Origin of the sequence: Corallococcus sp. CA049B (assembly GCF_003611685.1) — a bacterium.
GTDB lineage: Bacteria > Myxococcota > Myxococcia > Myxococcales > Myxococcaceae > Corallococcus > Corallococcus coralloides.
Window position 1 is genome coordinate 1 of record NZ_RAWC01000317.1, and the last position, 7,699, is coordinate 7,699.

The 7,699-nt window shown below is 71.4% G+C and carries 4 protein-coding genes; 3 read left to right on the forward strand and 1 reads right to left on the reverse strand.

The features are described 5' to 3' along the window. Positions 1 to 1,786 (reverse strand): glycosyltransferase family 4 protein (locus tag D7W82_RS37085; RefSeq protein ID WP_233588168.1); only part of this gene is annotated, 1,786 nt, incomplete at its 3' end. A 228-nt stretch (positions 1,787 to 2,014) separates the two neighbouring features. Here D7W82_RS37085 and D7W82_RS37090 point away from each other — a divergent pair. The 3 genes from D7W82_RS37090 to D7W82_RS37100 all read left to right on the forward strand — a co-directional run bounded on the left by D7W82_RS37090 (position 2,015) and on the right by D7W82_RS37100 (position 7,638). Then, positions 2,015 to 4,420 (forward strand): DUF4912 domain-containing protein, encoded by a 2,406-nt coding sequence (locus D7W82_RS37090; RefSeq protein WP_147439742.1) that lies wholly within the window; start codon positions 2,015 to 2,017, stop codon positions 4,418 to 4,420. Positions 4,421 to 4,446: 26 nt separating this feature from the next. After that, on the forward strand, positions 4,447 to 6,036 hold the full coding sequence (locus D7W82_RS37095; protein WP_120622802.1) for a glycoside hydrolase family 57 protein: 1,590 nt from the start codon (positions 4,447 to 4,449) through the stop codon (positions 6,034 to 6,036). Positions 6,037 to 6,138: 102 nt separating this feature from the next. Next, positions 6,139 to 7,638, forward strand: a complete 1,500-nt coding sequence (locus tag D7W82_RS37100) for a trypsin-like peptidase domain-containing protein (protein WP_120622803.1) — start codon at positions 6,139 to 6,141, stop codon at positions 7,636 to 7,638. Positions 7,639 to 7,699 lie beyond the last annotated feature (61 nt).

Below are 7,699 nucleotides of genomic sequence, written 5' to 3' on the forward strand. Positions count from 1 at the left end.
GGGCGGGGGCCTCATCCTCGGAGGCGGGCCTGCGCACGACGGGCGTGGGAGCCGGCGTGCTCGTGTCGTCTTCCTCCACTTCCACCGGCCGGCGCACCACCGCCGTCGCTCCGGAGGAGCCATCCTCGGCGGCGCGGGCCTCCGAATCCGAAGCTCCGGCGGCGCCGTCCCCGCTGAGCTCCTTCAAGCCGAGGGCCTTCACCAGGGGGCTCGTCACCATCTCCGTGGGCGGAGCCGGCTCCGAGCCACGGCCCCCCAGCGGCTCCGGCTCGTGGTCCGTCACAGGAGAGGAGGGGAGCGTCGTCTTCGCGGTGTCGTCGGTCTTCTGGGGCGCGGCCTCCGGCTCCGGAGGCGGCGTGGCTTCCCTGCTCGCGGGGGCCGGAGCGGCGTTGGCGGACTCGCGCAGCGGCAGGCCCATGACCATGGGCACCTCGTCCGGCCGCATGTCCGGCTCGGTCTTGACGAGCCGGGTGTCCATCCCGTCGTCCAGGGCCATGCCCATCACCACGGGCGCGTCCTCCGCGCCATCCTTCGCGGGGGGCGGGTCTGCTTCGTCGGACCCGGCCTGGACGGCGGGCTTCGCGGGCGGCTTGGGCGCCGGCGCGGGCTGGGACGCCTCCGGCATGCCCAGGCTCGCGAGCCTGTTCGTGGGCGTGCCCGTCATCGTGACGTCGGGCGGCTCGCTGGCGGCTTCGACCGGGACGTGGCCGCGCTTCTCCAGCAGCGAGTCGTAGAGGTCCAGCAGCTGGCCCCGGATGAGGCCCGCGTCCAGCACCTTCTCCGCGAACGCGCGCCCGGCCTTGCCCAGCGCCACGCGGCGGGGCACGTCGCGCGCCAGGTCCAGGATGCGCTCGGAGAGGGCGCGGGCGTCCCCCGGAGGGAAGAAGATGGCCGCGTCCTTCGGAATCAGCTCGCGGGTGACGGGCAGGTCCGCGGCGATGACCGGACGGCCGGCGGCCAGGTACTCGGAGACCTTGGCCAGCGGTCCGCCCTGGAGCCGGTTGCGCTCCGAGTCGTCCAGCGGCAGCACGCCCACGTCCGCCAGCGCCAGCACCTTCACCAGGTCGTCGTGCGCGACGGGCGGCTGGAAGTCGACCTTCTCCTTGATGCCCAGGTCGTTGACCAGGTCCTCCAGGTGGGGCTTCCAGTCCGGATGGTGCGCACCCACCAACGTCAGGCGCACGTCCACCTGCTGGGCCGCGAGCGCGGTGGCGCGCAGGAGGGTGGGCAGGCCCTGCCAGCCCACGTGGCTGCCCAGGTACATCATTCTAAGCGGCGAGCCGTCCGGGGCCCCGAGCACCTCCGGGTCGTACGGCTTCAGGTCCACGGGCGCGCGAATCGTCCGCAGCTGGTCCTCCGCCGCGCCCAGCCCCTGGATGAACGCGCGCGTCGTCTGCGAGCCGGTGACGACGAGGTCCGCGTTCATCAGGCAGAACAGCTCCTGGCGGCGGATCTTCGACAGGAAGCGGCGGTCGCCGTCCGTCTGGGGATGGGTGTAGCGCAGCTCCTGGGACGGGAACGTCTGCGCCTCATAGATGAGGCGGTAGCCGTAGTCCGCCTTCAGCTCGCACAGCGCGTACCCGCCGAAGGGGTCCGTGAAGTGGGCGAGGGCGTAGTCCTCGCTTTCGAGCTGCCGGCGCACGGCCCGTTCAAAGGACTGGATGCGCGACGCCAGGTCCCCGGAGCCTACCGGGACGCGGAGCAGCCGGGCGCCCTGGTACTTCTCGATATGGGAGTGGTCGGGCGTCTTCGCCGACAGCACCACCACGGAGAAGCGATCAGGCAACGCCTTCAGATACTCGGTCAGTCGGCGTGAGGAGCCAGACGGGCCGGGGATGACGTCAAAGCTGCACAGGAGAAGTCTGGGCAGGTCGCTCAAGCGGTCGCAGGATACTTGGACAGGGGTGAGGTGTCATCGGGCGTGACGGATGAAGAAGGGGGTCGGCGGAACAACACATCCCGTGACGGATGCGTTGACCCCCTGTATGCCGCGTCATAACGAGGCGAGGTGTCCATGGATGAGCGGAAGGGCGTCACCGTGAGCTACCTGCGACAGCTGGCCCGGAAATATCTCCGGGAGGGAGCTGGCGTGTCCCGCGGGCGGGAGTTGGTCACCTCGCTGGCCGAGCGCATTCCCGCCCTGGGGCGGCTCGCGCGCATGGCCGGCCTGGCGACGTCCCGGCGCGGCTCCGGTGCCGTGGGCGGCGAGGAGCGGGCCCTGGATTCCGGCCCGGCGGATTCCCGCTCCGACAAGGGCTCGACGTCCGGGTCCGTCCCCCTGCCTCCGCCCGAGAGCGCCGCCGCGCCGCAGGCACGAGAACTTTCCGAGGAGCCCATCACGGAGCCCAGCGGTGGCCCCAGAACGCGGCCCGCTCGCGTGGTGACGTTCCCCGCCCGCGCGAAGACGCGCCGCGACCTGGACGACGAAGACGACACGCTGTCCCTGGCTCCCGAGGCTCCCACGCCGCGCCCGTCGAGCGCTCCCGGGGAGGACGCGCCCGCCGCCGCGAAGCCCGCGCCCGCGAGCGAGCCGCCGCATGCCGCCGAGCCCCTGGTGGAGGGGTTCTTCGTGACGAAGATGGCGGGAGAGAAGGAGGCGCGCCGCCACCACCTCTTGGAGGAGCAGGCGCCGCGCCTGCCTCCGGCGGACGCGTCACCCGAGCGGAACGAGCACCTGGCCATGCTGCCCCTGGACTACCAGGATGACGCGATGGTGCTGCTCGCGAGGGATCCGCACACGCTCTTCGTCTTCTGGGACTTCAGTGAGGCGAGCCGGAGCCGGGCGCTGGACGAGCTGCCGGCGCCGCGCGCGGTGCTGAAGGTGTTCGACGGCGAGGGCGTGTCGCGCGAGGTGGACTTCGCGCTGGAGTCGCGCAGCTTCTATCTGCAGGGCATGACGCCCGGACGCACGTACCGGGTGGAGGCGCACTTCGTCGGTTCGGATGGCCGGTCGCGCCGCATTGGACATTCGTCCAATCGGGCCACGCTGCCGCCCGCGGGGCCGTCGGCGGACACGTCCATCCGGTTCCTGCGCATGCCGCCTCCTCCGGTGGTGGACCGGCTGCGCGAAGCGGTCCCCTCGGCGGCGTCCGCGCGGGTTCCTCGGGTGGAGGAGCGCGAATACGTGACCTGGCGCCGGGTGCGGTTGCCAGGGAGCGCCGGGTTGGTGGACGTGCCGGAGGTCCACCGCGAGCGCACCGAGGCCTATGTCGATGCGCCGCGCGTCCCCGGGGCTTCGGACCAGCGCTACGTGGAAGAGGCGTATCTGGAGAGCGCGCCGCGAGCGCCTGGGGCGTCGGACCAGCAGTATGCGCGCGTGGGGGAGGCGACGCTCGGTGAGGGCGCGGTGCTGGCACCGTCTCGTGCGCCCGGGGCCTCGGATCAGCGCTATCTGGCCGTGGAGTTGGCTCCGGGCGCTTCGGACCAGCGCTATGACGTGGCGTCTCCGTATCTGGAAGTCCCGCGCGCACCGGGTGCTTCAGAACAGCGCTACGACGTGGCGTCTTCGTATCTGGAGGTGCCGCGCGCGCCGGCCGCGTCGGAGCAGCGGTACGGTGAGGCGCTGCCGGGTGGCGTTTCGGAGTACCGCTATCTGGAGGTGCCCCGTGCACCGGGCGCTTCGGACCAGCGGTACGTGGCGGGAGGGCAGGGGACCCAGGATTGGCAGCGTGCGCCGGGGACTTCGGACCAGCGCTACCTGAGCGTGCCTCGTGCCGCAGGGGCTTCGGACCAGCGGTATCTGACCGTGCCTCGCGCGGCGGGCGCTTCGGACCAGCGGTACCTGACCGTGCCGCGTGCGGCGGGCGCTTCGGATCAGCAGTACCTGACGGTGGACCGCGCCACGGGCGCTTCGGATCAGCAGTACCTGACGGTGCCCCGGGCGGCGGGCGCTTCGGATCAGCGCTACCTCTCCGCGGATCACGCCACGGGCACTTTGGATCAGCCCGGCGCGGCGCGTGCGGCCGGGGGCTCGGATGACTGGTCCCCGGAATCGCCGCGTCCACGAGGTGCCGTGCTTGAAGCGCGAGACCTTTCGTCATCGCGTCCCGCCGAGACCTCGACGCCGGTGGGAGCCGAGGCTCCGGTCCCGTCCGGCGCATCGACCCAGGATGCTGCCTCCACGGATTCGTGGCGGCCCACGGAGCCTCCCAGGGACCCTTGGGCCTTGAGCGTGGCGCGCGGTCCCTCCGCGTCCGAACAGCGTGCCCTCGACAAGGCCCGCGAGGCCGCGCGACGGGCCGCACTGGCCTCCGTGTCCGTGAGCCCCTCGCCCGTGCAAGTCGAGGCTCCGACGGCTCCGTCTCCGAAGGTGGAGCCTCCGACCGCCGCGCCTCCGAAGGCGGCCCAGAACCCACCGGAGCCCAAGCCCTCGGGCTCCAAGTCCTCCAAGTCCCGGCCGTCGCGCCGTGGACGGAAGTGAACCCGCACGGCCTCTCCGACCGACCTATGAGCCTGGGCTCCCTCGCGCTGGTCCTTCACGCGCACCTGCCGTTCGTCCGCCACCCCGAGTACGAAGACTTCCTCGAAGAGGACTGGCTCTACGAGGCCATCTCCGAGACGTACCTGCCGCTCTTGCGCGTGTTCGACAGACTGGTCGAGGACCGCGTCCCCTTCCGGGTGACGATGACGCTCTCGCCCACGCTCGTGTCGATGCTCAACGACGACCTGCTGCGGGAGCGCTACGCCCGTCGGCTGGACTCGCTCTGCGAGCTGGGCGCCCGCGAGGTGCACCGCACCCGGGATGACGCCACCTTCCACCCGCTGGCCGTCTTCCACCGCGACCACTTCGAATCGCTGCGGCTCGCGTACCACAACCACTACCGGCGCGACCTGGTGGCGGCGTTCCGCAGGCTCCAGGACTCCGGCCACCTGGACATCCTCACCTGCAACGCGACCCACGGCTTCCTGCCGCTCATGCAGCAGACGCCGGAGGCCGTGCGCGCGCAGGTGACGGTGGCCGCGAACCACTACCGCCAGAACTTCGGCCGCGACCCCGCCGGCATCTGGCTGGCCGAGTGCGGCTACTACCCGGGCCTGGAGCGCATCCTCTCCGCCGAGCGCATCCGCTACTTCTTTGCGGACACGCACGCGCTCACGGACGCCACGCCCCGCCCGCTGCACGGCCCCTACGCGCCCATCTTCACCGAGCCGGGCGTCGCGGCCTTCGCGCGCGATCCGGAGAGCAGCCAGCAGGTCTGGAGCACCGAGCACGGCTACCCCGGCGACCCCGTCTACCGCGAGTTCTACCGGGACATCGGCTGGGACCTGGACCTGGACTACATCCGGCCCTTCATCCAGCCCACCGGCGACCGCAAGAACACCGGCTTCAAGTACTTCCGCATCACCGGCAAGACGAACGACAAGCAGCCCTACGACCCGGCCGCCGCCCGCGAGCGCGCCTGGGTCCACGCGGGCAACTTCCTCTTCAACCGCGAGCGCCAGTTCGAATACCTCGCGTCGCGCATGGGCGGACGCAAGCCCGTGGTCGTCGCGCCCTATGACGCGGAGCTCTTCGGCCACTGGTGGTTCGAGGGTCCCCACTTCATCGACGCCCTCATCCGCCAGGCCGCGCGCAACCCCAGCCGCCTCACGCTCATCAGCCCGCTGGACGACCTGCGCGAGCACCCGGAGAACCAGGTGGCCACGCCGCCCATGTCCTCCTGGGGCGCGGGCGGCTACGCGAACATGTGGCTGGATGGGACCAACGACTGGATCTACCGGCACCTGAACCACGCCGCGCGGCAGATGGTGGAGCTGGCCCGGGACTTCCCGGACGCGCCGTCCCTCAAGCGCCGGGCGCTGAACCAGGCCGCGCGCGAGCTGCTGCTGGCGCAGTCCTCCGACTGGGCCTTCATCATGAAGACCGGCACCATGGTGGACTACGCCGTGCGCCGCACGAAGGAGCACCTGCAGCGCTTCCTGCGCCTGCACGACCAGGTGCGCGCTGGAACCGTTGACGAGCCGTGGCTGTCCCACGTCGAAGGCCGCGACAACCTGTTCCCCGAGCTGGACTACCGCGTCTACCGGCCCGGTTGAGCGGTCCGGGAACAGGCGGCCGGGCTGGGGGTTCACCTCCCGTCACCGGACACTGTCGTTCCGGTTGCGGGGCTTCGTTTCCGCTTTAGGTTGAGGAAATCCATGACCCACACGCTCCCTCCGTTCCGTCGCAAGCTCGTGGCCGCCGTGCTGGTGCTGGCATCGCCCACGCTCGCCCTCGCGCAGGCTCCTGCTCCCAAGCCGCCCGCGCCCCAGACGCAGCCGGCGGTCACCGGTCAGGCCGGCAACCTCCAGCCCGCCACGCGTGAGGCCCAGTCGCTGGCCTCGCTGGCGCCCCTGGTGGAGTCGGTGAAGTCCGCCGTGGTGAACGTGGACGTGCAGGCCCGTCCCGAAATGCCGGAGGGCATGGAGGACAACCCCCTCTTCGACCGGTTCTTCGGAGGCAACGGGCGGGGCCGCGGCGGACGCAGCGAGCGCGAGCAGATCCGCCAGGGCGCCGGGTCCGGCTTCATCATCGACCCCAAGGGCCTGGTGCTCACCAACAACCACGTCATCGAGGACGCGGTCACCATCACCATCCGCCTGGACGACGGCCGTTCGTTCACGGGCGAGGTGGTGGGGCGCGACCCGCTCACCGACGTGGCCGTGGTGAAGATCAAGGAGAAGGTGGATCAGCTCCCCTCCGTGAAGCTGGGGGACTCCGACGCCGTGCGCGTGGGCGACTGGGTGCTGGCCATCGGCAACCCGTTCGGCCTGGCCTCCAGCGTGAGCGTGGGCATCCTCTCCGCGCGCGCCCGTGAAATCGGCGCCAGCGTGTACGACGACTTCCTGCAGACGGACGCGGCCATCAACCCCGGCAACTCCGGCGGCCCGCTCTTCAACATGAAGGGCGAGGTGGTGGGCATCAACACCGCCATCGTCGGCGGCGGCACGGGCATCGGCTTCTCCGTGCCCAGCAACCTCATCAAGGCGCTCCTGCCGCAGCTGGAGAAGGAGGGCGCCGTCACCCGCGGCTGGCTGGGCGTGGGCATCCAGCCCCTCACGCGCGAGCTGGGCCAGGCGCTGAAGCTGTCGGTGAGCGAGGGCGCCATCCTCACGCAGATCACCCCCGACTCCCCGGCGGCGAAGGCCGGGCTCAAGCCGGACGACGTGGTGGTGGCCGTGGACGGCAAGCAGGTGCGCTCGGACAGCGATCTGACCCGCACCGTGGCGCTCAAGAAGCCCAGCTCCGTCGCGACGCTGACCCTCTACCGCGACGGCAAGAAGCAGGACGTCAAGGTGACCATGGGCACCCGGCCGGACCTGGAGGGCCTGTCCAAGAAGAAGCCGGGGGCCACCGACGAGCAGGACAGCTCGCGCCGCGTGGGCGTGTCCCTACAGGACCTGGATGCCCGCACGGCGTCCCAGGCGGGCTTCACCGAGCGCGCCGGCGCGCTGATTACGGACATCGTCCCGGGCTCGCCCGCGGACCGCGCGCAGCTGACGCCGGGCATGCTGGTGGTGGAGGCGAACAAGAAGCCCATCGCGAGCGCGAAGGAGCTGGCCGCGGCCATCCGCGCCGCGCCCAAGGGCAGCACGCTGCTCTTGCGCGTGGCCGGCCCGGGTGGCGGACGCCTGCTGCGCGCGCTGACCGTGCCCTGAGCGATGAGCGTCAACTACGTCTCGTTGGGTGACAGCACGGCGGTGGGGGTGGGGGCGTCGC

Coding starts and splice junctions, on each gene's coding strand:
- D7W82_RS37090 (WP_147439742.1), top strand. CDS start 2,015: ATGGATGAGCGGAAGGGCGTCACCGTGAGCTACCTGCGACAGCTGGCC.
- D7W82_RS37095 (WP_120622802.1), top strand. CDS start 4,447: ATGAGCCTGGGCTCCCTCGCGCTGGTCCTTCACGCGCACCTGCCGTTC.
- D7W82_RS37100 (WP_120622803.1), top strand. CDS start 6,139: ATGACCCACACGCTCCCTCCGTTCCGTCGCAAGCTCGTGGCCGCCGTG.